This window comes from Limnohabitans sp. (assembly GCF_046052765.1).
Lineage (GTDB): Bacteria > Pseudomonadota > Gammaproteobacteria > Burkholderiales > Burkholderiaceae_C > Limnohabitans.
In genome coordinates this window covers 1-26198 of the sequence record NZ_JAVLFQ010000001.1, presented here as the reverse complement: position 1 = coordinate 26198, position 26198 = coordinate 1, and the positions used below count along the sequence as shown (strand labels likewise).

Here is a 26198-nt window from a genome sequence, read left to right as displayed (position 1 = left end):
AAAAATTAATTGGATACTGACCCCAATTACCCTGACCCCAATTACCCAATTACCCTGACCCCCAAAAAAATTAATCGGATACTGACCCCAATTACCACGAGAGAAAACAAATGCAATTGACTGGACACATCACCGCCAACAACCTCATGAGTCTGGAGGCGTACAGCAAATTTCGCAAAACCCATAAGGCCGAGGTTCTGGCGCACCGGAAATTGCGTTCGGTACATTTGGGCGAACACATTACTTTACAGTTTGAAAGCGAGATGACCATTCGCTACCAAATTCAAGAGATGTTGCGTATAGAAAAAATCTTTGAAGAAGAAGGCATACAACAGGAAATAGATGCGTATGCGCCGTTGGTGCCAGAGGGCAGCAATTGGAAAGCCACCATGCTCATCGAATATCCGGATGTGAACGAACGCAAGCGTGAACTTGCACGACTCATCGGTGTTGAAGACCGCATGTTCATCGAGGTTGAGGGCCATGCGCGCGTTTATGCGATTGCTGACGAAGATTTGGAGCGCGAGAACGACGAAAAAACGTCTGCAGTTCACTTCGTGAGGTTTGAATTTGATACAGCCGCCAAAGCGGCAATCAAGGCTGGTGCCGCAGTGAAATTGGGTTGCGACCACACCAACTATCCTGCCCACACGCAGATCGACGCCGAGGCGTTGGCATCGCTGGCTGGAGATTTGAAATAATCACTGAATGCTCTTTCTCTTATCCCCTGCCAAATCACTCGACTATGAGTCACCGCTGCCAGCGCTGACAGCTAGCCTGCCGCAGTTTGTTGCGCAATCTACCGAGCTGATTTCTACGCTGAAGAAAAAAACACCTCAGCAAATTGCCGAGTTAATGGACCTGAGTGACACGCTCGCCAAACTCAACGCTGAACGCTATAAATCATGGTCACCCCGATTCACTGGCGATAACGCCAGACCAGCGGTGTTGGCGTTTAATGGCGATGTGTACGAAGGACTGGACGCCAAAACGCTCAAACCCAAGCAGTTGCAATGGGCGCAAGACCATGTGGCCATACTCAGTGGTTTGTATGGTGTGTTGCGACCACTTGATCTGATGCAACCCTACCGATTAGAAATGGGTACCTCGCTCAAGCATGGTAAGCACCACAATCTTTATCAGTTTTGGGGTGCTCAAATTGCTCAGTATCTCAACACACAACTTACCGGACACAAAGATCCGGTCATCGTTAACTTGGCGTCGCAAGAATATTTCAAGTCAGTTGACCGCAACGTCTTGCAGGCGCGTGTCATTGAATGTGTATTCCAAGACCATAAAAACGGTCAGTACAAGATCATCAGTTTTTTTGCCAAACGCGCACGGGGTTTGATGGCACGTTTTGCGATTCAAGAGAAATTGAAAACGCCTGAACAGTTACAGACGTTCAATCTGGAAGGCTATACATTCACGCCTCAAGCCTCCACTGAAGACACACTGGTGTTTCGCCGTCACCTGACACAATAGGTCACCCATGCAAATTTATGTCAATAACCTGCGCTTAGAAGTCGAAGATACCGGCGAGCGTGACCGCCCTGCGGTGTTGTTGATAGCTGGCATGTCCATGCAATTGATTGTTTGGCCGGATGATTTGCTACATCAATTACATGAGGCAGGTTTCAGAGTGGTGCGTTTTGATAACCGGGACAACGGCTTGTCCGAATCCTTGGATCACGCAGGAACACCAAATATTCTGTGGTTCATGCTGCAACAAAAACTCGGCCTTCAAGTCAAACCGCCTTACACCATCCAGGACATGACGCGCGATGCTTTGGGTGTGATGGACCATTTGCAATTAAAGCAGGCGCATGTGATCGGGGTCAGCATGGGCGGCATGATCGCCCAGCGCTTGTGTGTGATCGCACCCGAACGCATTCTCAGCCTAACCAGCATCATGAGCAGCAGCGGCGCCAAAGGTTTGCCCGGCCCCACCCCTGCCATGCGCCGAGTGATGATGACACCACCCGCACCATCTGGCAGTGCTGGCGCACGTACCCAAGCTTTGCGTTTTGTCAAAGCACTGGCTGGTCCTGGCTTTGTCCATCCAGAGGGCTCACAAGAACGATTGGTCAACGATTCCATGCAGCGCAGCAACCGCCCCAAGGGGAGTTACCGACAAATGTTGGCTGCCATGGCAGACCGTGAACGCTGGCGCTTGTTAGCAGGCATCACAGCCCCCACACTGGTGATTCATGGGACGGCCGATCCACTGATTCCTTATGCATGTGGACAAGACACAGCCGCTCGTATTGCTGGTGCGAAGTTGTTGGGCATTGAAGGCATGGGACACGATTTCCCGCCCGGTGCAGTGGCACAAATGATGGCGCGTTTAATGCCTTTTTTACAAGCCCATACCCCTTTATGAACTCACCTGGTCAATCCCTGCTGGGCAAAATAGTTGGCTATGCAGACCAGTACGACGCGTCTTTGCTTTACCCATTGCCGCGTGCTGCACAACGTGCCGAAATTGGCATCTCAGGCCAGCCAGTATTTTTGGGCGCAGATGTGTGGACGGCTTACGAGCTCAGTTGGTTGAACTTGCGGGGCAAACCGCAAGTCGCCATGGGACGTTTCATCGTGCCGTGTGAAAGCACGCACCTGATTGAAAGCAAATCGCTGAAGCTTTACTTGAACAGCTTTAACAATACGCGTTTTGCCTCCATGGATGAGGTGAAAAAAACCATGCAGCAAGACTTGAGCACCGCCGTGTGGCATGGAGGCGCCATGCAAGCGGGAGTGGGTGTGCAATTGCTGATACCCGAGCAATTCATTGCGGAAAAAATCCATGAGATGGATGGCGTGAACCTTGACAGGCTGGACTTGGATTGCATTCACTATCAACCCGCACCTGAATTATTGACAGCTGCTTGGGATGAAAAACCAGTGACAGAAACGCTGACCAGCCATTTATTGAAAAGCAATTGCTTGGTCACCGGACAGCCAGATTGGGGGAGTGTCAGTATCAGTTACAGCGGGGCGCAAATTGACCAAGGCGGGTTACTGCAATACATCGTGAGTTTTCGCAACCACAACGAATTCCACGAACATTGTGTCGAGCGCATTTACACGGACATCATGACGCGCTGCAAGCCGACCAAGCTGAGCGTTCAAGCGCGTTACACGCGTCGCGGTGGAGTGGATATCAATCCCTGGCGCAGCAGCCATTCACAAGCCATGCCGCCCCAAATACGCACGGCCAGACAATAAGAATCACGCCACGTCTTTGAATGTCTGCAAGGCCAACAGGTCGGGAAAACTACCCGTTTGTTTTTTCTGAAACGAAGTAATGGCTTCTTTGACGTGGGCATTGCTCCAAATGCCGCTTTGTAGCCAGCCCATCTGTTTCAATGCATCATCCACACTGTGGTCGCGTGCATAGTGCAGCGCTTGTTTGGTGCCCCAAATAGCGACCGGTGGTTTGCTAACTATGTCCTCTGCCACTTTCATCGCATGAGCCAATGTGGCGTCAGCATCAGGCAATACCTCATTCACCAGTCCGTATTGCATTGCCTTGTCAGCCGATAAACGACGACCTGTGTACGCCAGTTCTTTCACCACCGCCATAGGCATGAGTTTGGGTAATCGCTGCAAGGTGCCTACGTCTGCAACCATACCGATGTTGATTTCTTGGATACAGAAAAACGCATCTGCACTGGCGTAGCGCAAGCAACAGGCTGTGACCATGTCTACAGCACCACCTACACAGCCGCCATGAATAGCGACGATGACAGGTATACGCAAAGTTTCTAGGCGCGTAAAAGTAGACTGCAAACCGCCCAGCATGTCAAAGATGGCGGCGCGTCCCTCTGCGCTTTGGTCGTCCATACTGACTGTGGCGCCGAAAGCGTCGAGCGACATGCCTGCGCTGAAATGTTTGCCAGTGCTGCTGATCACCAACACCCGAGCTTGATTGGCTTGGTGGAGTTGTTGCAGCATATCGTCGAGTTCGCGCCACACCGTCATGTCCAGCGCATTCAAGCGATCGGGACGGTTCATCACCAGATGCGCGATGTGGTTCTCAATGGTCAATTCAAAACAGGTCAGCTTGTTCATGGCGTGGGTCTTTCAATGGTTCTGCTTCATGTACAGTCAGTAGGTAAGAAAAAGATTTTGCAGGCAAAGGTGCCAAGGCTTGCGCAGAGTCGGCTTTGACCAGTGAACCAACACGCACGCCGAGCAGTCGGATACGGCGTTTAAATTCTATGCGCTTCAGGCATAAGCCTGCGGTTTGTCGAATGGTCTTGGCGTCAGATGTGTAGATGTCCAACGTGCTATCGCGGGTGACGCTTTGAAAATTGTCGAACCGCAGTTTGATGCCAATGGTTTTGCCGACATAGCCTTTGCGTTGCAAATCAGCGGCGACTTGTTGGCATAAGCGGGTAAAAATATCGCCTAGAACGGCCTTGTCGTGCAACACATGCAAATCTTTTTCAAACGTGGTTTCGCGGCTCATAGACACCGGTTCGGACTCGGTCACCACCGGGCGATCATCCCTGCCATGGGATGCCTCATAAAGCCAAGCGCCATAGGATTTTCCGAAGTGTTCCATCAACCATGCACGCTCGCGCAAGGCGAGTTCACCGATGGTGTGTATGCCGTGGCTTTGTAATTTCGCGTCTGCTTTAGGGCCAATACCATTGATTTTTCTACACGGCAGCGGCCATATTTTGTCTGCCAAATCTTCGGGTTGCAAAATCGAAATGCCATTGGGCTTGTTCAATTCACTGGCCATTTTCGCCAGCAACTTATTGGGCGCGACACCAATAGAGCATGTCAGTCCGGTGGTGTCAGTGATTGATTTTTGTATCAAGCGTGCAAGAACCCGTCCTGCCTCTCGTTGTCCGCCAGGAACGTCTGTGAAGTCAATGTAAATTTCATCGACGCCTCTGTCTTCCACCAAAGGCGCAATCTCACGCACAATATTTTTGAAACTGCGCGAATAGTGTCGGTACTGCTCGAAATCCACGGGCAGCAGTATGGCTTGTGGGCAGAGTTGGGCGGCCTTCATCACACCCATGGCAGAACCAACGCCAAACGCACGCGCCGCGTAAGTGGCGGTGGTGATCACGCCGCGTCCGGTATAGCCACCGATGCGGGGAAACATATCGATGGGAATATCAGCCAGATCATGCGTCGTCCAATCGCGCTCAGGTTGAGCGATACGCATGCGAGCCAGCAAATCATCTTCGCGCCGTCTGCCCCCGCCTATGACCACCGGTAAACCTTTGAGTTGCGGATAGCGCAGCAGTTCGACCGAGGCGTAAAAGGCATCCATGTCGAGGTGTGCAATACGGCGGGGCAGAGGAGATGTTTCTGGGCTCACTGGCAGAGCATAGCTGAGCAAGGCATGTTGGGCTTGATGGCTATCTGCTAGTGGATATCCTTAGACAATGATTTGAAACTCGGTGTTTGAATTGTTGTTAAGCAGAAGTGGCTTCACCCCAAAAAATCAGCCATGTGGCACGGTATGCGGCAACAAAATACTGCTGTCTATGTTGTTGATGTCGGTGTGGCCGCACAATGCCATGCTGATGTCTAACTCTTTGTGGATGATTTGCAAAGCCTTGGTCACACCGGCTTCGCCCATGGCGCCCAAGCCGTAAAGCATGGCGCGACCGATGTAAGTGCCTTGTGCCCCTAGGGCGCGCGCTTTCAATACATCCTGTCCACTGCGTACGCCGCCGTCCATGTGTACTTCAATGTCTTTGCCGACCGCTTGCACAATGCCGGGCAAAGCGTTGATGCTGGACTCGGCACCGTCAAGCTGACGCCCGCCGTGGTTAGAGACGATCAAGGCATCAGCACCGCTTTGCACCGCCAGTCGCGCGTCTTCTGGGTCTTGGATGCCTTTCAAAATCAGCTTGCCGCCCCAGCGTTTTTTCACCCATTCCACATCGTCCCAGTTCAACGTCGGGTCGAATTGTCCGTTGGTCCATTCACCCAGAGAAGACATGTCATCTATGCCTTTCACGTGGCCAAAAATATTTCCGAATTTACGCCGCGGCGTTCCCAACATATTCATGCACCAGCGTGGCTTGGTGGCCAGGTCCAGCAGGTTGAGTAACGTGGGTTTAGGGGGCGCAGACAAGCCGTTTTTGATATCCCGGTGACGCTGCCCCAAGATTTGCAAATCCAATGTCAGCACAAGCGCCGAGCATTGTGCTGCTTTGGCGCGATCAATCAGGCGTTCAATGAACGAGCGATCCCGCATCACATACAACTGAAACCAAAAACCCGGGCCGACATGTTGCGCCACGTCTTCGATGGAACAAATGCTCATGGTGGACAAGGTAAAAGGAATACCAAATTTTTTGGCTGCACGCGCCGCCAGAATTTCGCCGTCTGCATGTTGCATGCCGGTCATGCCGGTGGGTGCAATGGCTACTGGCATGCTGGCTGGTTGTCCAATCAGGGTGGTGGCGGTGCTGCGGCCATCCATGTTGATGGCGACACGCTGGCGGAATTTGATTTTTTGAAAGTCATCTTCATTGGCGCGGTAGGTGCTTTCGGTATAGCTTCCCGAATCCGCGTAATCGAAAAACATTTTCGGCACCCGTTTTTTGGCCAGCTGTTTCAGATCGTCAATATGTGTGATCGCGCTCATGCATTGCTCCTGTTCGATCGCCTGATGTTAGCGCCTACGCACAGCCCCTCGTTTGAATCATCGAAGTCATTAACATCGGTGGACTTCACCCTCTGGCCTCGCCATGCAAATGCTCAAAGATTTTTCTGTCTCAACGGTCATGGCCGGCGCCGTGACTGTGTTGGTTGGATTCACCACCTCGGTGGCCATCGTCTTTCAGGCGGCATATGCCAGCGGCGCTGGTACGGCTGGTGCTGCCTCCTGGATTTGGGCGCTAGGCTTGGGCATGGGGGTGACTTGCATTGCTTTGTCGCTGCAATTTCGTATCCCTGTCGTTACCGCTTGGTCCACCGCGGGCGCAGCGATGTTGATCACTTCAGCGCCGGCTTTTTCAGCGGGTGAAGTAGTGGGTGCTTTTGTCGCGGCGTCAGCGCTCACAGTATGGGTAGGTTTTGGAGGTATTTTTCAAAGATTTATGCACAGGGTGCCGTTACCGTTGGCGGCGGGCATGTTGGCAGGCGTGTTGTTGCGTATCGGACTCGATGTGTTTGTCGTCATGGGTAGCCAGTGGCAGATGCCCTTATTGATGACGCTGGTGTATTTGTTTTCACAGCGTTTATCGCCGCGATATTCGGTGCTGTTTGCGCTGGCTGCGGGCGTGGTCTGGGCCTTCGCCATGGATCAAGTGCATTTGGCACAAGTAGATTGGCAATGGGCGTATCCAGTGTGGGTAACCCCGGTTTGGTCTGTGGCCTCTTTGTTCAGCTTGGCGCTGCCCTTGTTTGTCATCACCATGGCGTCACAAAATATTCCCGGGGTGGCATCCATGGTGGCCAACGGCTATCGTCTGTCTTTGTCGCCTGTCATTGGATGGATAGGCGTGATCAATATATTGTTGGCACCCTTTGGCGCCTTTGCACTGAACTTGGCTGCCATCACCGCTTCTATTTGTGCCGGCCCGCAGGCGCATCAACATCCGTCTAAAAGATACACCGCATCTGTCAGTGCAGGTGTGTTTTACATATTGGCTGGGTTGGCAGGCGCGTCAGTGGTCAGTCTGTTTGCAGCGTTTCCCAAAGCCTTGGTGATGGTGGTGGCCGGGCTTTCGCTATTCGGCACCATCTCCAACGCCATGGCAGTGGCCATGCAGGAACCTGCGTCCAGACAAGCGGCTTTTATCACTTTTGCAGTGACTGCCTCAGGTTTGAGTTTTTGGGGGGTAGGAGCGCCGTTTTGGGGTTTGGTGGCCGGTGCAGTGGCTATGCTGCTTGCACCGGCGCAGGATTGAGTGGCAGCAGGATCCGTTCAAGCCCAAATAATACTTTGGCTGTTGCTGTACCACTCGTCGACTTGGTGTTGCACACCGTACTCAATTCGGCTTCGCTTGATTTTCATGGTGGGTGTGAGGCAGCCGTTTTCAATCGACCAAGCCTCTTTGGCTATCACCAGCATTTTGAGTTGTTCATAGTCTGCAATTTGTTGATTGACTTGTGCAAGCAAAGCCAAGAGTTCGGATTCAACCTGTTCCCGTATATCGGTGCGGGTCAATTTCGGTCGCAAATCTTCGGCAAGCACCACCAAGGCATAGGCCTTGTCAAAACCACTGCCCGAGACCATGGATAACTCGATCATGGGATGTGCGTTCAAGCGGTTTTCAATAGGCGCAGGCGCCACGTATTTACCTTTGCTGGTTTTGAATTGCTCCTTGAGTCTGCCCGTGATGATCAATTGCCCATCAGCCTTGCGCGAGCCCAGATCGCCAGTTTTGAAAAAACCATCGCTGGTAAAACTTTGCGCGTCCAGATCAGGGCGTTTGTAATAGCCAATCATTTGGCCGGGGGACTTGATCAGGATTTCGCCTTCTGGGCTGATGCGAACTTGGACACCGGGGTAAGGAGGACCAACTGTTCCCGGGTCATTTTTATCTTTGGTTTGGCTGTGTGAGTATGCAAAATCTTCGGTCATGGCATAACCTTCGACCAAATTTAAACCGAGTTTGCGGTACCAGCGTATCAAGTCTGCGGGCAAAGGGGCAGAACCACTGCCCGCCAACTGCACGTGATCAAGCCCTAAACCGGCCAGCACTTTCTTTCTCACCACACCACCAAGTACCGGAATGCTGAGCAGCAAGTTCAATTTTTTCGCTGGCATTTTGGCAAACACACCTTGTTGAAATTTCAACCACAGGCGCGGTACTGAAATAAAAATCGTTGGCCGTGCTCTTTGTAAATCTTGAACAAAGGTATCAAGCGATTCAGCAAAAAAGAATTGCATTTGCCCATGCATCAGGCCAGCGGCCTCGACAAAAGCACGTTCAAACACATGTGCCAATGGCAGATAAGACAACATGCGGTGTTTTTGATGGCCGCCCAAGGAGTCGTCCATTTGTTTGATGATGCCAGTGGCGGCGGCAGAGATGCGTTCAAATGAATGCATAGCGCCTTTGGGTTGTCCGGTAGAGCCCGAGGTATAAATGATCATGGCAAGGTCGGTGGGTTCACGCGCAGCATCTCCGGCCAGTGGTTGTGTGCGGGCAATGATGTCGTCCCATTTGTCGTAGCTGTTGGCAGGCGCCAAAGGAAAAGCGATGCGTGGCAAATGCGCAGGTACACCGGGCTCTTGTTTGTGCCATTCATCAAGCTTGCCGACAAACAGCAAACTGGCCTCAGAATGCTCGAGCACAAATTTCACCGTGTCTGCTTGCTCGGTGGGGAAGATAGCCACTGTGGTGTAGCCAGCCATCCAGATGGCAAGTTCTGCCATGAAAAAATGCGCACAATTTTTTGACAAGATGGCGATACGGGCAGCGCGGGGCAATCCCATGGTTTGCAAATGGGCGGCCATGCGCCTGGCTTGATCCATGGTCTGTGCCCATGTGTAATCTGTGACTTGGCCGTGACCTAGTGGTTGCGTCAAAAATATCTGTTGCGCATGGTTTTTTTCATGTTCAAAGATACGGTCAAGAATCAGTGCGGGTGTCGTAGTCATGGTCTTGTCTCTTTCGATGTTTTATGGTCTTTACGTTTTTTTTGTGACATCCTGTTGTTATTTTTGAAATGATACGCACTAAAGACGGCTTATTGAATTTTTTTTCATGTACCCGCGTACTTATCTGCCCTGTGTTTATGATCAGCCCATCAGAGAACACTTTGCAGGAGAACCCCCTATGCGCCCCATTCACCACTTCTTCATCATGGGCATGCTTTGCGTCTGCCCCCAAGTGTTTGCCGGTACTTACCCGTTGGGCAGCATGACTTGCGACGACATCGGTCGATTTGCCTCTGAAGCCATGCAGTGGAGGGAAAGCGGCTTGCCTCCCAAAGAAGCCAGACAGCGTTTGGATCAACTCAAACCAGAAATTTCTGTTGAGAAAAAAAATATGCTGACTGTCTTGTCGTTGGTTTATGGCGGTTATGGTGACAGTTGGACCATAGAAAGTGCTGGACATGCCATGCAAAAAGATTGCGAAACAGACAGATGAACTTCAGGCTCAAATCAAATAGCGACGTACTTACTTCTTGGGAATAATGGCCGGCTTATTTAATAACCCCATGAAAATGCACAACATCCGTCACCGGCTAAAATGGTCTTTACCAAATTTTCTTATCAGAGAATTTTTATATCTGTTTATTTTTGGAGTTCTGCGATGAAACGCACTTTGATACTGACGTTGCTTACCTTCTCCACCATGGCGCATGCGGAATGGACGCTCTTGATGAAGAGTCCCGAATTCGGTGAAAACTACTATGTGGATTTACAGTCCATCACCGATGTCGAGGGTGCGAAACAAATCACTACGTTACAAGATTTCCCTGACAGCAAAAAAGAAGCCTGTAAAGGTGACGGTTGTGCGTTTGTCACCAGCTCACGTATTTCTGTTCGTCATATTGAATGCAATGCGGGTCGCCAGCGTCAAATTCAGTTCACCGACTACGACGGACAAATGGGTAGTGGTCAGGTGACCCAAGCCGCATCAGGCGGACCCAAAAAACGCTATTTCCACTGGTACTCTCCCTCGACAGGCTCGTTCTTTGAGGCCTTGATTAAAAAAGTCTGTACTCCTTAATCAGACCGCCTTGGGGTGCTGCAACACTCAAGGGCTCGAAACCAAGCGATAAACCTTGCCTGTGTTGCCAAACGGTCCCATGCCTTCGTGGGTCAGCACATATATCTCTCCGCTGCGATCTTCTGCAAGGCTGATGATGCGGCTATCAAGTTGAATCAATTTTTCCAATGCCCATAGTTTGTCTTTGGGTGTATTGGGTGTCGCCACAAACAGTTGTCCCGAAGCCTGCTTGAACGATGCACTCCAATCGGCGATCAACAGCTTGCCTTGTAATTTGGGTAGTTGTTTCCCACGGTAAATCCGCACACCCGTTAATGCCGTACCCACGCCTTGGGTGTTGAGTTGCGATGAATCAGGGTGATTCACTTGCATATTGGCATATTCCACCACCGGAGGTTCAAGCGTTTCACCGTCAACACCTTGTCGCACACATTGGACAGGCGGCTTACGCGGCATCAAACGGTCTACGCAATGTGAACCCTCAATCAGCGGCCAACCAAAATTACCAGGACGGCGAACCCTGTAGGCGGCCTCCCACAGCGTTTCTGCAATGGCTGTCACATACAAGTCGCCATTACCGTTGCTGTCAAAAGAGATGCGATAAGGGTTGCGAAAACCCCAGGCCCAGATTTCGGGTCGACCTTGGGTGATGTTGAAAGGATTGCCTTTGGGAATGGCATAGGAAGGAAAACCATGGTCAATATCTATGCGCAATATCTTGCCGTACAAACTCTGTTTGTCTTGCGCCATTTTGTCCCAGTGAAGAGCTTCTTCGGGCACATTGAACGCTTCCCAAATCACAGATTTGCCAATACCGTGTGAGGCTCCGCTGTCACCCAAGCCAATGAATAACATGCCATCTGGACCGAAAGCCAGAGCGCCACCATTGTGTTTTCGGCTGGGCCAATCCAAAGCAATCAGTATTCTTTCCGTGTTCAAGTCAACGGTTGTGACGCTGCCGGGTTTGGTGGTGAACTCTGCAACATGCCGTGTGTAGTTCCAGTTTTGTGGTGCAGATGCACGCAGAGGTGCAGAGTAGCTGACAAAGAAACGACCATTTTTAGAAAATTGCGGATGCAGGGCAAAGCCCAGCAAACCTCGTTCTTCAAAATCATTGGCAATGGGCAGCATGCGACTGCGTAAATCAAGAAATGGCTCGGCCTGTATTTGTCCGTCAGACAACATCACTTTAACAAGTCCGTCTTGTTGAACGATCAGCATACGGCCCGACCCGTCAGGTAATTCTTCCAGATGAATCGGAGCAGTCAATTCGCTGGCCAGTAATTTCAATGCGAAATTTTCTGCATGGGCGACGTGGGTGAACACCAAAGCGGACATTGCCGTCAAGATCACGATCCATTTGGAATAAAAGTTGGAGTAGTTCATAAGTATTTCAGTGAGTGAATCTGTAGAGAGATGAAAAGTCAGTTTGTAGAGAAAAACAATAGGTAGCAGAAGTTGAGTTGTGTCTGGCAGGAGTTGAAGTCCTAAAATGGACTTTAGGGAGTAAGAACTGGTACAACATGAAAACACTAAAAATCAAGAATGTGATTTTACTAACTTTATGGGTTGCGATGGTGGTGTCTGCTTACACGCAAAAAAGCTTACTCATGGCTGCGTTAGAGACCAATCCGTATCAGGGTTCTGCTGAATCAGTGGCCAGGGGTCAAGCCCTGTGGTCGGCGCATTGTCAAGTCTGTCATGGCCCGGATGGTGAGGGAAACGGACCAGCCAGTGCACAACTCAGCGTCAAGCCCAAGGATCTGACAATGATTGCATTAGCGCCTGTTTTTCCAGACGGGATTGTGGCTTTTCGAATATCGAATGGAAAAAACACTATGCCTGCTTGGAAACAAGCATTTACCCCCGAAGAAATATGGGATCTTGTGAGTTACATCCGATCCAAATCCAAGAAAACTGCTAAAACATGAATATGTGGGTTGAGAATGCGCAAGTCAATCCTGTCAAAATTTAACTATGAATAGATTGACCATGAAAAAAATTCTTATTGCTGCCTCTGTCGCGTTGACAATAGCAGTACCTGTACAAGCTGCTGAAACTGACAACAGCGAGCGTATTTTTCAAGCTACTTTTGGTGTTATCACGGCTTTTGGTTTGAAAAAACAACTCGATGCAGACCCTAACTGTCAAGGGCAGTCATTTGCTGATTTCGATTTGAATACTTTTTTGGATGCCATCCCTAAGGACTTCTTAACGCGTCCAGGCCAGCGCGAAGGCATCACCAAGCAGTTTGTTGATTATTTCCAAAAGCTTGATCAAATCGAATTTCCCTCAGGTAAAAAAATCGATGTCACTTACCAAGACATGAAAAAGTCCCCAGCGGTAGTGGAATATCAACAAAAAGAAAGTGCTGACAAGGCCGCTTATTGTAAAAAAATATTTGAAATTTCTGGCGACATTTACCAAAAGCAGATTGAGAGTATCAAGCAATTGGTAGTTAAAAAATAAATCAACGCTTTACCTTCGGCTGAGTGTGATGGCCTTTTCCGGGCAAGCGGCGACACACAAGCCACAGGCCAAGCAGGCATCGATATTTGGCGTGTAGGCGACTTTCATACCATGCACGCGTATTTTTAATTTTTGCAAAAACCCTAGCGGTTGAAAATCAGCATCTTCAATTCGCCGCACCTCAAATACAGATTCAGGGCAGACGCTAACGCAATCGCCCTTGGCTTCGCATTTGCCTAGGTTGACCACGGGGCCAAAAAGCCCAGGGGCTTGTTTACAGTCTTTGGATTCTGGGGCAGTTGGATGCATGGGTGAAGCTGTGATTGAGACAGAGGAGGCGTCGGTTGGTCAATATGATCAGATGTACGAAGCGCTTGCAAAACCTGACCAAGGTAAAGCAACAGGGTCTATGGTCCAGTTTTTACTTTTCACTGCAGCCACGACTTGCGCATCGCAAAGTTCAGGGTGGCTCAAGCAGACTTTGGCGATGACTTGCATCTCAGCCTCTCTGGCCTTACCAGCCAAGGCTTGCAAAATGACGTCTATCCCTTCAGCGTTGGCATAAGGTACTGCGCACCGCCAGATTTCTGGCGCAATAAACCTGTCCGCAGCCCATCTTTCTTGCACCAATTTGATCAGCACAATCGATAAATCGAGGTTGTAGCGTTGATCCACACCTTGGATTTGCCAAATGGACGAATCTAGAAAAAATGCTTTCACAACCATCTGGTTCCAAGCGGCTTCGTCGAAAAACTCCATGGGATAGGGATTGCGATGCGCCATTGCTTCGTAAACCGGACGCATGGTGGAGCGGATCGCTTCGCGGGCTTTGGGTTCGAGGGCTTGTGGATGCGGAAACAAGGCAAATCCGCGGAAGATGGCTACCAGCTCGTTAATTTCTGAGGTGTCTACCAGCAAGGAAACTTGGTGGGCAAAACTGGCGTCGTCGGCTTGATGAAAGGCCAAGGTAAAACAAATGCGCGCCGTCTGGTCAATGCTCCAATCGGTGGGGTCAAGTCCTTGGCGAAGTTGTGAAGCCGCATGAAGTTCAATATCAGTCGGCTGTAAGTCAGCTTTACCTAGCTTGCGTGGCGTTAAGCCCAATGCCTTGAACCAACGCGCTTGCTCGGGTTGGGATTGCAGGGTGCGCAGTTCAGTATCAAACCAGTTAAAAGGTTCTGGCGTCAGCCTTTTTTTCAGCCATCCGCTCAACAGCGAAATGGCTTGAGGAATCGCTTCAGTTGCTAGATGATGGTGTTTGGGATACATGGCGAACCTTCAGGTGCCCGGGATGAATTTTTGAAATAAGCGACATGTCAGGTAAGCCACTATACAGGCGGCAACCCAAGGCCAGGGCGCGCCACTAAGGGCTACAGCAGCAGCATCCAGCAATGCGCAGGCTGCAATCAATTGCGCCACCGCACGTGGCACATCTCCTCCTTGACGTCGCAGTGCCAGTAAACGTACAGCGTAGATGTCAGCCACAGCCAAGAGCAGTAAGGTCACGATAGCCATGGGTGAGAGGCTGAAATTGGTGATAAAAATGACCAACGGAGCAGTAAGAATAGCAAGCGGCCATAAACGGTCAATGCGGTCCAGACTTTCTTGCTTGGCGGCATAGGTAAGTCCGGCAATATGGGTGAACACGGCCAGCATGCCCCACATCAACGCGACAGGTGTGTTGTCTGAAAAAGACCAGGCTGCGAGCACGTAGACCAACGCCCGGCAACTGCCCATGATGACCGGCGAAATCACATTGCCTTTGTGCCAAGCGTTGTAAAGAAGAATGGTCAAGCTCAATCCGACACCGGCTTGAACCGCCAGTGCGCCGTAGGGCGCAACAATGAATATACCAACCATCAACATGGCGCAACCCATGGCTGAAACGGTCTTGGCAGATACCTGACCGGAAGGAATAGGACGGCCAGGTCGTTCACGCGCATCGATGTCCGCATCAAACGCATCGTTCAAATACATGCCACCTGTATAGAACAACGTGATGGCCAGCATGATCCATAGCAACTGGCAAAGTTCGGCATTGACGCCTGCCAGAAAAGCACCAGCCAAAACATTGGTCCAGACCGTAGGCAGGTTGGATACTCTGCCTATTTTTAGCATCATGGCCAGTCGTGCGATCGGGTGAAGTGCTTGTGTCATGACATCAATGCCTGTTTAACGAACAACAATTCACGGGCGATAGCCTGTGCCTTGGTATCGGTTTTAAGAGATGCTGGTAACACATCCCACGTGTAGGTTTCAACCTCTAAATGAGAGGAGAAACCTTCGAGTTTGCAAGCCTCAAGGGTTTGCATCAATTGGGCTTGCGTGGTGGAGATGTCGCCAACATGTTCAAGAAAAACTGGCACATGGCAATGCACGCGCCACTCTCCATTGGCTTGACCCGCATCGAATGCGGCTACCGCTTGCGGCAAATCGAGAAATCGTTGCAAGCCTAGCGGCTGTTGCACCACCACTTGGTGCAGGTAAACCGCATCGTCAAACATATTGACAGTTGACAGCAGGGCTTGGCTCATTTGAGGGATACGAACCGCACTGGAGAGTTGTATTTTGGGTATACAAATCAAGGCTTCGCGCAATTGCCGCATCGCCTGCTGGGGGTTCTCAAACTCAACTGCGCTATGGCACACATCAAAACAAACGCCGAGGTGCTGTTGCAGTGCCTGCATGGCTTGTGCATCGGTACAACTGAGCATGGCAGCCAACTGAGAGACAGCCGGCTGACTTCGCACATGGTTGAGGATGAAATCAGCTGCCTCTTGCGTGGTTTCAAGATAGCAAGCAGGTTCGGGCTCCAAGGCCAGGGCGATGAATTTTCCGCTGCGTTGATGCACCGCAACCATGTGCGCTACTGATTGCAACAAATGATCAAGAATGCGCGACATGGCGTCAGGCGTGTCAACTGCATCACGAAAGCCAACGGGCACAGTAGAAATACTGCCACTCACGCCCTCAGGCAGTAAGTCCGCAAGAATATCTGTGCAAACGATGGTGTAGCGCAGCCGTTCAGCGGTAGACCAGTCAGGCAAATACACATCCTGCTTGACCTTGACGCCATGAAAGGTACCGTAGGGAAAGGCATTCAAGGTAAATACATAGGCGTTGAGTTCTTTTAATTGGCGCTTGAAAGCAGCTATTTCATCGGCTTGCAGCAAGCTGTCAGCGGCCTGTGCAGACAGCCGCAAACCAATACCCATGGGCGCTCCCTCAGCGAGGGCATCGCGAATAGTGGGCACAAAAATATTCAGACTGTCACGAACATCAGACCAACTCTCACCTGCATGTATGTTGGTGCAATAGGAAAGATGCGGTTGAGCTTTCAGTCTGTGCAGTTGCATTGAATTACTTGCGTTGTTTCAACCAGGCTATGGATTCGGTGACCCAGGTGTCATTGATTTCGTGCACTTCAATGCCTTTACCGATGGCGCTGAGTAAGGTGATGGTGAGTTCGCCGCCGAGATGCTCTCTGAATTCAGTGAGACCTTGAAGGACAGCCAAGCGGCCATTGGCGTGGCGGGTCTCGAGTTGATCATTCCAAAGCTTAAAGCCAAGCGTCAATAGCAATTGGTGTACGCGTAAATCTTCACCGGTGGGCAGTAACCCAGCCAACACAGAGTAATGGGCGTCTAGCGCAACGCCGATCGCAACCGCTTCTCCATGGCTGAGTTCTTGTTGTTGCGTCATGCGTTCGAGTTTGTGCGCAACCCAGTGACCATAGTCGAGCGGACGGGCTGATCCTGATTCGAAAGGGTCTCCCCCGTTGGCAATCTGGTTCATGTGAATTTGTGCCGATCGCTTGATCAAGTAGGACATGGGCACGGTTTCAAAACGCGCTAATGCCAACGCGTTGCTTTCCAGCCAAAGAAAAAAATCGCGGTCGCGGATCAACGACACCTTGACAGCCTCAGACATGCCGCAGCGTTTTTCACGTGCAGGCAAAGAGTCGATGAAAACACCGTCATTGATCACCGCCCATGGCGGTGCAAAAGTGCCGACCAGATTTTTTAAACCCAGCCAGTTGACGGCATTCTTCACGCCCACACCGCTGTCGTCTTGTCCAAGTACTGTGGTGGGGAAACGGATGTGTCGAACTCCGCGGTGAAAGATGGCTGCCGCATAACCGACTGCATCCATGATGGCGCCGCCGCCAATGGCGATGGCATAGGAGTGGCGATCAATGGCTTTGTCTGACAGTATTTTCAACAGTGAAGAAATGAAGTCAGGATCGTTTTTGCATTCCTCGCCGCCTTTTAAAACCACGATGTCACCCACCAAATCGATGGACTCACCGTGCGCCGCAAAATAAGCTTGAATTTGCCCAGCGAGATGCGGCAAGGCTTGAACCACGCCACCATCGACAAAGACCGCCACACGATGACGTTTGCCGGGTTCGCGGCGACGCAGAACATCGAGCAAATGCAGATTGACAGGATCGAATGCGTGGCGGGTAAAGACTACCGGGTAGTCGTATTCCACGGCAAAGCGCTGCACTTGAACGCTGTCGACGATGGTGCGCGTATCGTTGTTTTGATTCAGCGCCGTGTCGGCAGTTTTTCTCTGCTTGTTGGGGTAGTGATAAACGTTGTTCATATTTGTTTAAATTCGAAAAATCAAAAACGGTTCATGCTGCTGAATGCTCAACACCAAAGATGTGTTGAAGTGCCATGTGCTTGATGTCAGTGGCAGACACCTGCTCAGGCAACAAAGAAGGTGTGTCTGTCATTACCAACGGACCGTCTAGCGGGTTGTCGGTAGGCCTGCCGTGCGAGCCCTTGACCAGCGTGGCGTCTAGCGGAATGACATCGAGCAGCATACGAAAACCAAGTATCTTTTTCAGTAATTTCCACACGATTTTGAGCTTGGGAAACGCCAGTGTGGGATCGAGAAACAGTTCGACTGGGTCATAGCCTGCTTTGCGGTGTATTTCTACGGTTCTGGCGAAATCGGGCGCCAGTGCATCGTCGAGCCAAAAGTAATAGGTAAACCAAGAGTGCGCATCTGACATGACCACCAGTTCGCCGCTGCGCTCATGGTTAATGTGATGCGCTACTTGTTCGGCTTTGTCCCATACCGATTCCACACCCGCAATACCTTGCAGCAAGTGTTTCACCTGAGGGATCAATGCAGGGTTGCGAACGTACACATGGGCGATCTGGTGATCAGCCACAGCAAACACGGCGGAGGTGGTGGGGTCGAGCATTTCGTGACCATCTTCCATCCTGATTTGCAGCCAGCCTTCGCGGCGGAAGTGGCGGTTCAGGTGGATGGGGCGGTCAACCTGGGTGATGCCGTATTCGGAAAGCACCATGACTTTGCGCCCGTGCTTTTGCGCGAAATCGATCAAATCCCCAGCTACTTCATCTATTTCCTGTAACGACTTGGCCACCGCCGGATGTGATTCATCTGGGCCAAAGCGTTGTAAATCGTAGTCCAGATGCGGTAGGTAAACCAGCGTCAATGTCGGGTCAAAATCGGTGATGGCCAACTCAGAAGCCTTGGCTATCCAGCGAGAAGATGAAATATGGGTGTTGGGGCCCCAAAAGTTGAACAAAGGGAATTTGCCCAAACGGCTGCTGAGTTTTTCTCGCCAATCCGTAGGTACCGTGAAACAGTCAGGCAGTTTGCGGCCATCGGCTTTGTAAATCGGTCGCGGGGTGGCGCCAAAGTCATGGTCAGACGCCATGTTGTACCACCAGAACATGTTGGCGCACGTGAATTGCGGGTCGCGCGATTTGCCTGCTTCCCAGATTTTTTCACCATGAACCAAGCGATTGGATTGTCGCCAGAACCAAATTTCATAAAGGTCGCGAAACAACCAGCCATTGGCTACCACCCCTGTTTCGCTCGGGGGCAAGCCGGTCATGAAACTGGCTTGTGCGGTGCAAGTGACCGCAGGTAAGGTGGTGGTGAGCGGTCGCATGCCGCCTTGTTTGGCAAATGCAGACAAGCGTGGGGTTAATGGCCCGAGATGTCGCGGGGTCAGGCCCACCACATTCAAAACAATCAATGGCTGCATGAGAAAACGTGTATCTTGAAGGAGTTAGCGGATCACGTTGGCATCAACGGTACGGGTAAGGACTTTAGGCTCTTGTCCACGCAACACAGAATTGCCTTCGTAAAGAGTTCGTTGGTCAATGGCTTGCGGTTGTAGCCAGTGCTCTTCGCGCATTTCGCCGTTGAGTCCATAAATAGCCAAGGCATTTTTATAAACCACTTGGTGGATGGTGTCTGCAGAAATCCCGCGGTCTGCCATCAGTCGAGCAGTCTTGGGAACGGCAAGCGGGTCAGACACACCCCAATCGCAAGAAGAGTCAACGATCACTCGCTCTGAGCCGTATTGCTGAACCAAGGCCGCCAAGCGCTCGTTGCCCATTTTGGTGGAGGGGTAAATAGTGAACGCACACCAATAACCACGGTCAAGTACCTCGCGAACGGTTTCTTCGTTGTTGTGGTCAATCACGCAACGCGCAGGGTCAAAGCCGTGCTCTTCCAATACATCCATGGTGCGTTGTGTGCCACGGGTTTTATCGCGATGCGGTGTGTGGATCATGATGGGTAAATCGAACTCTTTAGCGAGTTCAATTTGTGCACGAAACACTTTGTCTTCTTGCGGCGTTTGTTCGTCATAGCCGATTTCACCCACAGCGACAACGCCTTCTTTGGTCAAGTATCGCGGCAGCACAGCAAGCACTTCCTCAGACAAAGCAACATTGTTGGCTTCCTTGGGATTCATGCCAATGGTGCAGTAGTGACGTATGCCAAATTGACCAGCGCGGAAACGCTCAAAACCGGTAATGGTGGAGAAATAGTCGATAAAGGTGCCTACATTGGTCCGCATTTGGCCTAACCAAAATGCCGGCTCAATGACAGCCACAATACCGGCTTGGGCCATGGCTTCGTAATCGTCAGTGGTGCGCGCCGTCATGTGGGCATGCGGGTCTATCATCATGCCCAACCCGCCAGTGGGGATGGCGCGGAAATCTTTTTTGTGCAACGCCAAGCGCTCAGCGTCATCCATGATTTTTTGCAACATGCTCGGTGTGAAGCTTCCCCCACAGCAAGGGCATGAGACAGATTTGCCACTGAACATTTCTTCAACAGATGCAGTGTGTGAATCTTGATCTGATGGGGTGACTGGTTTGTGCGTTGTCATTTCAAATCTTCTTCAAGAGCCATTTAAGCGAGATACCTAGGCTCTTTAAATCAAAAGAAAATGATAGCACTTATGAGCCCAATGCATCATGGGGTCAACCCCTTTGAACTGCTGCGGATTCAGCCAAACTTCGCTCTCAATCCAAGGCTGAAACAAGGGGTTACCACAATCCCCTTTGACAAGTCATATGAAAGCATGCACTTTCGTGAAACCCATAAAAAAACTTTTGGAAAAAACGGTCATTGGGCCTGCTACAAAACAAAAAAACTGTTGCAGGGTGCAACAGTTTTTCTAGTAAGGGTCAGGCCTGGTGGTCTCTTCAGGGGGAGAATTCGCCGCTCATGATGTAAGTGACTACGCCAACACGTTGCTTTTCGTTGAAGATGGCTTTCCAAGCTGGCATTTTGCGAAAACCATTGGTAACTCGGTCATACACAAATTCAGGCTGGTAGCTGGAAGGCTTGAGCTTGGGGGCCTTGCCAGGGTAAGCGCTGTTGCCATGGCAGTGTCTGCATTGGCCATCCCAGACGGCTTTGCCTGCCTCGATATTGGCAGGTTCTTGCATGACCGCAGCGGTGAATGCGGGAACAGGTTCATCGGGTGATGCAGGTGTGGGAGAGTTGTCCTCTGACCAAGCGCTTGTCGAGAAACAAGCAAAGGCCAGCAGTGTAGATGCGCACAACATCAAAGGCGTGCGACGCAGAGAAGTTGAGGAAAAGAATGATGGTTTCATGAAAACAGTTTAATACAAAAAAAAACTGCTGCCCGCATAAACAGGCAGCAGTTTGATAGACAAATTACAAAATTATTTCACAACAACTTTGTAGATGGTGTCTTGTGAGCCGTTAGGGCCAGTTGTGATAGAGGTCAGGGCGTAGACATCACCTTTGGCATCTTGAGCGAAAGCCAAGATGTAAGGTGTTTTGCCGTTAGGTGTGCCGCCTTGAACATTCACAGAAGCCACTTCCATGCTCCATTTGCCGTCGCCGCCTTTAGAGCCGATGAAGATTTGGCCGTCGTTCTCACCGAAGCCTTTAGACCAGTCACCGAAGATGTACTTGCCTTTGGCGCCTGTACCGTCACCACGAGAAATGTAGCCACCAGTCACAGAAATACCTTTGCAACCGTTAGGAACGGCGGTGCAGTTGGCATATTCCATGGCAGCAGGTGTGATGCCAGACTTGTCGCAATTAGCGGGATGGTTGTCAGGCTCTGCCCAGTTGAAGCAGCGCATCAAACCTTCCACACGACGCCAGCCCATGTTTTGGCCTTTGTCAACAATCTTGACAGCTTCCCAGCTGTTTTGTTGCACGTCGCCGCAATACAGTTGTGAGCCACCAGCTTGGTCGAATGAACATCTCCAAGGATTGCGCAGACCGGATGCCCAGATTTCAGGCAGAACGTCTTTTTTGCCGACAAATGGATTGTCAGAAGGTACGCCGTAAGGCTTGCCGTCTGAACGAGCATCCACGTCGATACGCAGGATTTTGCCCATAGGAGACATCATGTCTTGACCGTTACCGATCAGAGGATTGTGGCCAATACCCCAGTCGTTAGCGTAGCCGCCGTCACCAGTAGAAACATAGAGTTTCTTGTCTGGACCAAAGCCGATCCAGTGACCATTGTGGTTGAACTGGGGCCAGCTGATGGAGTGGATACGACGTGCTGAAGAAGCATCAGCTGTGTTCTTGTCGGTTTTAGAGACTGTGTACTCTTCAACCACGTTGCTGTGGTTGTACCAAAGCATTTGACCCAAATCAGACTGGTAGTCCAAGTGAGCTGAGTAAGCCACATAGAACTTGCCGTTGTTTTTGAAGTCAGGGTGGAAAGCCAGACCCAACAAGCCGCGCTCGTCGAAGTCTTGCATCAGCGGAACGATCTTGCTACGGATGTCCAAGAAAGTACCTGTGATTTTGCCGTTTTCAATGATCTTGATGCGACCGTTTTGTTCTGTGACGAACATGCGGTTGTCACCAGCGGGTTGCACCATGGAAAGCGGTGTGTTGATTCCAGTAACAACTTTCTCGAGTGTGACGCTAGGGCCAGCATGTGCTGCTGAACCAAATGCCATCACTGTTGTTGCAGCAATAGCGGCAACCAGTTTTAGTACGCGCATTAGGGATCTCCTCTTATGAATGAAACAAACAACCTCTAATTTTTGCAGTCATATAAGCCTCGAGAGACAAACATGTGACAGCAATAATTTTCAGTTGCAGGAATAGTAGAACTGTTTGTCAACCCAGCTAATAGGTGTAAACGCTATAAAGGTTAATTGCTGGGAAGCCGGGTCAAACTGGGTAATCAGCTCTCACCAACATGGGGCATTGTCTTGTGAAGTGTACCGGCCACGACCCGGGCATTGCGGCTGAAACTCAAGTAGGCAGAACCCCAGTCCATCAGTACCACCAAGCGGTTGCGAAAACCGATTAAAAAATAAATATGCGCCAACAGCCAGAACCACCAAGCCCAGCGACCTGAAAAACGCAGCGGACCCAAAGGTGTGCTCAGGTCAACGACTGCCGAGTTGTGTCCAATGGTGGCGAGATTGCCGTAATCGGCGTACCTGAAAGCCCGTGTAGGTTTACCAGCGATACGAAGCAAAATATTTTGCGCCGCGCGGCGGCCCATTTGCTTGGCACCTGGTGACACGCCGGGCACGGCCGATGGGGGTTTGCCCGGTTGATGGCTCATGGCGGCCGCCAAATCCCCGATCACACTGACATGTGGAAAGCCCGGCAGGCTCAAATCGGGGCTGACCACCACTCGCCCTGCGCGGTCAATTTCACAACCAATGTTGGCGGCCAATTTACCCCCCAACGGTGAAGCCGCGACGCCTGCTGCCCAGACCACGCATCGGCTGTGAATGCGGTAGTCCACCGTACCGACGACGCCGGCTGGCGCCGGGCCGCGCACTTGCAAGCCGGTGGCATCAATGCCGGTGACGATGGCGTTCAAGCGTACTTCCACCCCGAGTTGTTGCAACTGCTCTAAGGCTTTTTGACTGAGCGACTCGGGCATGGCCTGCAACACGCGCGGACCGCCCTCTATCAACAAAATGCGGGCGTCATGTGGGTTGATGCGGCGGAATTCACCGACCAAGGTCTGGCGAGCGATTTCTGCGAATGCGCCGGCCATTTCCACGCCAGTGGGACCGGCGCCAATCACGCACAAGGTCAGCCAGTTTTGGCGTTTTTCCGGGTCGGGTTCTTTCTCTGCAGATTCAAACGCAAACAATACTTGCCGGCGAATTTCAAACGCGTCTTCCAGTGTTTTTAAACCCGGCGCAAATGCTGCCCATTCATCATGGCCAAAGTAACTGTGGGTCGCGCCGGCAGCCACAATCAGATGGTCAAACAGCAAAGTGGCGCCATCGGACAAATGCACTTTTTTCTCTTTGACTTCAATATCCATCACCTCGGCCAGCAAGGTGGTCAGGTTGGCTTGATGTCGGAACAGGCTGCGCGTTGGCGCTGCGATGGCTGGGGCGGCGAGACCTGCGGTGGCAACCTGGTAGAGCAAAGGTTGGAACAAATGGTGGTTGGTTTTGTCGATCAGTGTGATGTCGACCGGTGCTTTGGCCAGCGATTTGGCGGCCTCTAAGCCACCGAAACCGCCACCGATGATGACCACGTGGGGTCTTGTGTGCATCATGTCAGATCCATTATGTAGAACCGCTACTAGGGAAAACCATTAATCATCATAATGCAAACCGTGCCTGCTCTGGCGGCTACAGCGAGCAAGGAAAGAACTTGTTAGCTGGCTTGCAATCTGAGCTGATGACGAGCGATTTGTTTCTTCACTTGTGCGGGTGCTGTGCCACCCAAAGTGTTGCGCGCGTTCAGTGAGCCTTGCAGGCTGAGCACCTCAAACACATCTTGCTCAATCGCCGAGTGAAACGCTTGCAACTGGGCCAAGCTGAGAGCCGATAAATCCACACCCAAGGCTTGCGCGGTTTTCACCGCATGCGCCACGGTTTCGTGCGCGTCACGAAACGGCAAGCCCTTTTTCACCAAATAGTCGGCCAGATCGGTGGCAGTGGCGTAGCCCTTGCTAGCGGCTTCTTGCATGCGGAGTTTGTTGACCATGAGCCCGCCTTCTTTGGCGCCAGTGCTTGGGTTGGTTTGACCGCCGATCATTTCAGCAAAGATGCGCAACGTGTCCTTCAACGTATCAACGGTGTCGAACAGCGGTTCTTTGTCTTCCTGGTTGTCTTTGTTGTAGGCCAGTGGCTGCGCTTTCATCAAAGTGATCAAACCCATCAAATGGCCAACCACACGCCCGGTTTTGCCGCGTGCGAGTTCGGGCACGTCGGGGTTTTTCTTCTGCGGCATGATGCTTGAACCGGTGGTGAACCGGTCCGAGATTTGGATAAAGCCGAAGTTTTGGCTCATCCAAATGATGAGCTCTTCGCTCAAGCGGCTGATGTGCAACATGCAAAGCGTAGCGGCTGAAGTGAACTCGATGGCGAAGTCGCGGTCGCTGACCGCATCCAAACTGTTTTGACACACTTGCGCCGCGCCATGTGCATCGACCATGCCGAGCGTGCGGGCGACGAGTTCGCGATCCAAGGCGTAGGTGGTACCCGCCAATGCCGCCGAGCCCAGTGGCAAACGGTTGGTGCGCGCGCGCACTTCGAGCAAACGCTCTTGGTCGCGTGCAAACATTTCCACAAACGCTAACAGGTGGTGACCGAAACTGACCGGCTGTGCGACTTGCAAGTGCGTGAAGCCTGGCATGATGGTGTCGGTGTGCTGCGCAGCGACATCCACCAGCGCGAGTTGCAAACTGCGTAGCAATTCGCTGATGGCGTCGATCTCGTCGCGCAACCAAAGGCGCACGTCAGTAGCCACCTGGTCGTTGCGGCTGCGCCCCGTGTGCAGGCGCTTGCCCGCGTCGCCGACCAGTTGCGTGAGCCGCGCTTCGATGTTCAAGTGAACGTCTTCCAGCTCCAGCTTCCATTCGAAGCGACCGGCTTCAATGTCTTGCTTGATTTGCGCCATGCCGCGCTGAATATCGGACAGATCTTGCCCGCTGATGATGGCTTGCGCTTGCAGCATCTGTGCGTGCGCCAGACTGCCTTGTATATCGGCCCGCCACAAACGCTGATCGAAAAACACGCTGGCGGTGTAGCGCTGCACCAACTCGCTCATGGGCTCGGAGAACAGGGCGGACCAAGCCTGGGATTTGCGGTCTAGCGAATTGGAGGAAGTCATCCGGGCATTTTAGGTGTGAGCCGTATGGGCTTCGGCGAAAGTCAGAACACATTCGTGTCGCTGTCAGCGGGAAAGTCCAAATCCAAGATGGATTAAGTGAAGCTAGCTAACTCATAAATTTTTTTTAAAGCCCAATAGCCAGACCAGGAAATGCTTTCAATAAGGCTTTGTCTGCTGTGAACAAAGGAATTTTCAAATGCCGTGCCAGCGCTACATATTCACAGTCGTAGGCAGAGCAGTCGCTGTCTTTGGACAGTTGCAGCACTTGCAAGCTGGAGACCTCGTATTCATTGGTGGACAGCAAATCTTCGGCGCTCTTAAACATGTCATTGGCTTGTTCCAAAGTCAGCAAGTTTTTGCGCATGTAGGTAGCCAGAATATTTCGAAATTCGCTTCGCCACAGCCGTGGCGCAGCCCATTGCGCATCGCGCAGCAACAGTTTTTCTACAGCCGTCGTGAATGGCCCGGGCAAGTAAAGATAGGCGAGCACGTTGACATCGACAACGATCATGAGCGACCAGACTTTTTGAATTGGTCTATGTCTTCGGGCTTGAATTGCCCGGGTGTCAAGCTGTCTCGAATCGACTTTGCCTTTTCGAGATGAGCCAAAGCATTGGTTTTGCGTGGCAACAAGACGGTTTCCAAACAAGCAATAGCTTCACTGTTGATGCTGCGCCG

At 51.4% G+C, this 26198-nt stretch carries 26 protein-coding genes; 9 read left to right on the top strand and 17 right to left on the bottom strand.

Annotated features, from left to right (window positions below; translation table 11 throughout):
• Positions 1–110: 110 nt before the first annotated feature.
• The 4 genes from AC9UG7_RS00130 to queF are packed head-to-tail and all read left to right on the top strand — an operon-like array spanning position 111 to position 3225.
• Positions 111–701 (top strand): DUF3501 family protein, encoded by a 591-nt coding sequence (locus tag AC9UG7_RS00130; protein WP_509582881.1) that lies wholly within the window; start codon positions 111–113, stop codon positions 699–701.
• Positions 702–708: 7 nt separating this feature from the next.
• On the top strand, positions 709–1485 hold the full coding sequence (yaaA, locus tag AC9UG7_RS00125; protein ID WP_509582879.1) for a peroxide stress protein YaaA: 777 nt from the start codon (positions 709–711) through the stop codon (positions 1483–1485).
• Between the two features lie 7 nt (positions 1486–1492).
• The gene (locus AC9UG7_RS00120) at positions 1493–2383 is read left to right on the top strand and encodes an alpha/beta fold hydrolase (protein WP_509582876.1); all 891 of its coding nucleotides are present in this window, start codon (positions 1493–1495) and stop codon (positions 2381–2383) included.
• Positions 2380–3225 (top strand): NADPH-dependent 7-cyano-7-deazaguanine reductase QueF, encoded by an 846-nt coding sequence (gene queF / locus AC9UG7_RS00115; protein ID WP_509582873.1) that lies wholly within the window; start codon positions 2380–2382, stop codon positions 3223–3225. Before AC9UG7_RS00120 ends, queF begins: the two co-directional genes overlap by 4 nt.
• 3 nt (positions 3226–3228) lie before the next feature.
• Here the strand turns inward: queF and AC9UG7_RS00110 are convergent, their stop codons facing one another.
• The 3 genes from AC9UG7_RS00110 to AC9UG7_RS00100 form a co-directional block, all read right to left on the bottom strand.
• On the bottom strand, positions 3229–4071 hold the full coding sequence (locus AC9UG7_RS00110) for an enoyl-CoA hydratase-related protein (RefSeq protein ID WP_509582871.1): 843 nt from the start codon (positions 4069–4071) through the stop codon (positions 3229–3231).
• Positions 4049–5293 (bottom strand): DNA polymerase IV, encoded by a 1245-nt coding sequence (dinB, locus tag AC9UG7_RS00105; RefSeq protein ID WP_509582868.1) that lies wholly within the window; start codon positions 5291–5293, stop codon positions 4049–4051. Before dinB ends, AC9UG7_RS00110 begins: the two co-directional genes overlap by 23 nt.
• A gap of 174 nt (positions 5294–5467) precedes the next feature.
• Positions 5468–6622 (bottom strand): alpha-hydroxy acid oxidase, encoded by a 1155-nt coding sequence (locus AC9UG7_RS00100; RefSeq protein ID WP_509582865.1) that lies wholly within the window; start codon positions 6620–6622, stop codon positions 5468–5470.
• Between the two features lie 103 nt (positions 6623–6725).
• Here AC9UG7_RS00100 and AC9UG7_RS00095 point away from each other — a divergent pair, with 103 nt between their 5' ends.
• Complete coding sequence (locus AC9UG7_RS00095; RefSeq protein ID WP_509582862.1) at positions 6726–7889, top strand: benzoate/H(+) symporter BenE family transporter; 1164 nt, start codon at positions 6726–6728, stop codon at positions 7887–7889.
• A 17-nt stretch (positions 7890–7906) separates the two neighbouring features.
• Here AC9UG7_RS00095 and AC9UG7_RS00090 read toward each other — a convergent pair whose 3' ends face one another.
• Positions 7907–9589 (bottom strand): AMP-binding protein, encoded by a 1683-nt coding sequence (locus tag AC9UG7_RS00090; protein ID WP_509582859.1) that lies wholly within the window; start codon positions 9587–9589, stop codon positions 7907–7909.
• A gap of 178 nt (positions 9590–9767) precedes the next feature.
• Between AC9UG7_RS00090 and AC9UG7_RS00085 the strand changes: the two genes are divergently transcribed.
• Positions 9768–10082 carry a hypothetical protein gene (locus tag AC9UG7_RS00085; protein WP_509582856.1) on the top strand — a complete coding sequence of 105 codons (315 nt, stop codon included), beginning with the start codon at positions 9768–9770 and terminating at the stop codon, positions 10080–10082.
• 165 nt (positions 10083–10247) lie between these two features.
• Positions 10248–10667 carry a surface-adhesin E family protein gene (locus tag AC9UG7_RS00080; protein WP_509582853.1) on the top strand — a complete coding sequence of 140 codons (420 nt, stop codon included), beginning with the start codon at positions 10248–10250 and terminating at the stop codon, positions 10665–10667.
• A gap of 27 nt (positions 10668–10694) precedes the next feature.
• Here AC9UG7_RS00080 and AC9UG7_RS00075 read toward each other — a convergent pair whose 3' ends face one another.
• Positions 10695–12053: a PQQ-dependent sugar dehydrogenase gene (locus tag AC9UG7_RS00075; RefSeq protein WP_509582850.1), complete on the bottom strand. Its 1359-nt coding sequence runs from the start codon at positions 12051–12053 to the stop codon at positions 10695–10697.
• 161 nt (positions 12054–12214) lie between these two features.
• Between AC9UG7_RS00075 and AC9UG7_RS00070 the strand changes: the two genes are divergently transcribed.
• Both AC9UG7_RS00070 and AC9UG7_RS00065 read left to right on the top strand, forming a co-directional pair.
• A complete protein-coding gene (locus AC9UG7_RS00070; RefSeq protein WP_509582847.1) occupies positions 12215–12598 on the top strand; it encodes a c-type cytochrome in 384 nt (127 codons plus the stop codon).
• 61 nt (positions 12599–12659) lie between these two features.
• Positions 12660–13136, top strand: a complete 477-nt coding sequence (locus AC9UG7_RS00065) for a hypothetical protein (protein WP_509582844.1) — start codon at positions 12660–12662, stop codon at positions 13134–13136.
• A 9-nt stretch (positions 13137–13145) separates the two neighbouring features.
• Here the strand turns inward: AC9UG7_RS00065 and AC9UG7_RS00060 are convergent, their stop codons facing one another.
• The 12 genes from AC9UG7_RS00060 to AC9UG7_RS00005 all read right to left on the bottom strand — a co-directional run bounded on the left by AC9UG7_RS00060 (position 13146) and on the right by AC9UG7_RS00005 (position 26031).
• Positions 13146–13445, bottom strand: coding sequence for a 4Fe-4S dicluster domain-containing protein (locus tag AC9UG7_RS00060; protein ID WP_509582841.1), 300 nt, complete (start codon positions 13443–13445; stop codon positions 13146–13148).
• A gap of 48 nt (positions 13446–13493) precedes the next feature.
• Complete coding sequence (locus AC9UG7_RS00055; protein ID WP_509582838.1) at positions 13494–14405, bottom strand: EboA domain-containing protein; 912 nt, start codon at positions 14403–14405, stop codon at positions 13494–13496.
• Positions 14406–14414: 9 nt separating this feature from the next.
• Complete coding sequence (locus tag AC9UG7_RS00050; RefSeq protein WP_509582835.1) at positions 14415–15293, bottom strand: UbiA family prenyltransferase; 879 nt, start codon at positions 15291–15293, stop codon at positions 14415–14417.
• Positions 15290–16492 (bottom strand): metabolite traffic protein EboE, encoded by a 1203-nt coding sequence (gene eboE, locus AC9UG7_RS00045; protein WP_509582832.1) that lies wholly within the window; start codon positions 16490–16492, stop codon positions 15290–15292. Before eboE ends, AC9UG7_RS00050 begins: the two co-directional genes overlap by 4 nt.
• Before the next feature lie 4 nt (positions 16493–16496).
• Positions 16497–17744, bottom strand: a complete 1248-nt coding sequence (locus AC9UG7_RS00040; protein ID WP_509582830.1) for a 3-dehydroquinate synthase — start codon at positions 17742–17744, stop codon at positions 16497–16499.
• 31 nt (positions 17745–17775) lie between these two features.
• Complete coding sequence (locus AC9UG7_RS00035) at positions 17776–19170, bottom strand: alkaline phosphatase family protein (protein WP_509582827.1); 1395 nt, start codon at positions 19168–19170, stop codon at positions 17776–17778.
• Positions 19171–19194: 24 nt separating this feature from the next.
• A complete protein-coding gene (locus AC9UG7_RS00030; protein WP_509582824.1) occupies positions 19195–20307 on the bottom strand; it encodes a TatD family hydrolase in 1113 nt (370 codons plus the stop codon).
• Positions 20308–20626: 319 nt separating this feature from the next.
• The gene (locus AC9UG7_RS00025; protein ID WP_509582821.1) at positions 20627–21040 is read right to left on the bottom strand and encodes a c-type cytochrome; all 414 of its coding nucleotides are present in this window, start codon (positions 21038–21040) and stop codon (positions 20627–20629) included.
• Between the two features lie 72 nt (positions 21041–21112).
• Complete coding sequence (locus AC9UG7_RS00020) at positions 21113–22423, bottom strand: PQQ-dependent sugar dehydrogenase (protein ID WP_509582818.1); 1311 nt, start codon at positions 22421–22423, stop codon at positions 21113–21115.
• A gap of 185 nt (positions 22424–22608) precedes the next feature.
• Complete coding sequence (locus AC9UG7_RS00015) at positions 22609–23955, bottom strand: NAD(P)/FAD-dependent oxidoreductase (RefSeq protein WP_509582815.1); 1347 nt, start codon at positions 23953–23955, stop codon at positions 22609–22611.
• 104 nt (positions 23956–24059) lie between these two features.
• Positions 24060–25520, bottom strand: a complete 1461-nt coding sequence (gene argH / locus AC9UG7_RS00010) for an argininosuccinate lyase (protein WP_509582812.1) — start codon at positions 25518–25520, stop codon at positions 24060–24062.
• Positions 25521–25644: 124 nt separating this feature from the next.
• Entirely contained in the window at positions 25645–26031 is a 387-nt protein-coding gene (locus tag AC9UG7_RS00005) for a type II toxin-antitoxin system VapC family toxin (protein WP_509582809.1), read from the bottom strand.
• Positions 26032–26198: the final 167 nt, after the last annotated feature.